At 26.6% G+C, this 1,578-nt stretch carries 2 protein-coding genes; both read right to left on the reverse strand.

Annotated elements, in window-relative coordinates; translation table 11 throughout:
• Positions 1–39: 39 nt before the first annotated feature.
• A complete protein-coding gene (locus CLLU_RS18430) occupies positions 40–246 on the reverse strand; it encodes an RNA-binding S4 domain-containing protein (RefSeq protein ID WP_106011208.1) in 207 nt (68 codons plus the stop codon).
• A 27-nt stretch (positions 247–273) separates the two neighbouring features.
• Complete coding sequence (gene dnaN, locus CLLU_RS18435; RefSeq protein WP_106011209.1) at positions 274–1,377, reverse strand: DNA polymerase III subunit beta; 1,104 nt, start codon at positions 1,375–1,377, stop codon at positions 274–276.
• Positions 1,378–1,578 lie beyond the last annotated feature (201 nt).

Here is a 1,578-nt window from a genome sequence, read left to right on the forward strand (position 1 = left end):
CAACATATAGTATATAATTAACAGTAAATTTTAACTCAGCTATATAATTTTATAAGTCTCTCCCTCAAATTCAACGATAAATCCTCTATAAAGTTTTTTACTTCTCTTTGTTTCAACTTCTCCGTTTACTTTTACCTTTCCATTTTTTATAAAAATTTTAGCTTCTGAACCCTGTGAAACAGCTCCACACCATTTTAAAAATGAATCTAATTTTATCAAATCTGTATTAATTTTAACTTCATTCATTTTCTATTATCTCCAATTTATTTATTTTTAACTATTTAAAAGTCTAACTGGTAAAACTAAATAGGTACAATTATCTTTGATTTTATTTTTAATTATACATGGACTCACATTACTGGAAAATTTCAGAGTAATTTCCTCTTCGTCCATTATTTTTAGTACATCAATTAGATATTTTGAGTTAAATGCAATTTGAAGAGTATCTCCTTGCAAAATTATATTTAGTTCTTCTCTCACCATTCCCAATTGAGAATTAGATGTTATTATCATATTGCCTTCCTCTAGGTCCAATTTTACCAAATTGGTATTGCTGTCTTTGGCCATTAAAGATGCCCTCTCAATACAGTCTAAAAGTTCATCTTTTTTAGCTGTGACTATGGTATTAAATTCCTCAGGAATTATAGAATTATATTTTATAAATTCACCTTCCAAAAGTCTAGATACAATTTTTGTATTGACTAAATTAAATAATATATGATTAGGTGTAAATGTTATATTAACATCTTTATCGTTGTCCTCCAAAATTTTAGAAACTTCATTTAGAGTTTTTCCTGGTATTACAGCGTTTATTGTATTATTCGTATTTAAATATTCTGATTTTAAAGCCAACCTATAGCCATCTAGAGCCACTAAATTTAAATTTTTATCCTTAATTTCAAATAAAACACCTGTTAAAACAGGCCTTGTCTCATCTTGAGCAGTGGCAAATATAACACTTTTTATCATATTTTTTAATATTTTCTGAGGCATTGAAAATATCATATTTTCATTTATATTAGGAACTTCAGGAAAATCTTCAGCATTCATATGTATCAGGTTGAACTTTGATTTTTGACATAATATCTCTAGGGAATTATTTTCTACTGTTGAAATGCTTACATCCTCACCTGGCAGTTTTCTTATAATCTCTCCAAATAGTCTTGCATCAATTACAACTGTTCCTTCTTCTTCAACATTTGAGTCTATTTTAGTTTCTATACTTAAATCTATATCAGATCCTATTAATGTTAATTTGTTATTTACAGCTGTTATTTTTAGTCCATTTAATATAGGCATGCTGGATTTTCCGGTAATAGCTTTTTGTGATATGAATACAGCCTCCTGTAAATTTGATTTTTTACATATGATTTTCATATTGGAACATCTCCTTTATCTACAATGGATTTTTATCTATAGATATAGATAATTTATTTTTTAGTAGTAGTAGTAGTAGGTCATGTTAGTATGTTGATAACCTTTATAACCGTTAATAATACTGAAAAAAATGAAAAAAAATAATTGTGGATAAATAATCATCTAATTATCATATTATCCACATAATAAAAAAAATAATCT

Source organism: Clostridium luticellarii, assembly GCF_002995845.1.
Classification (GTDB): Bacteria; Bacillota; Clostridia; order Clostridiales; family Clostridiaceae; genus Clostridium_B; species Clostridium_B luticellarii.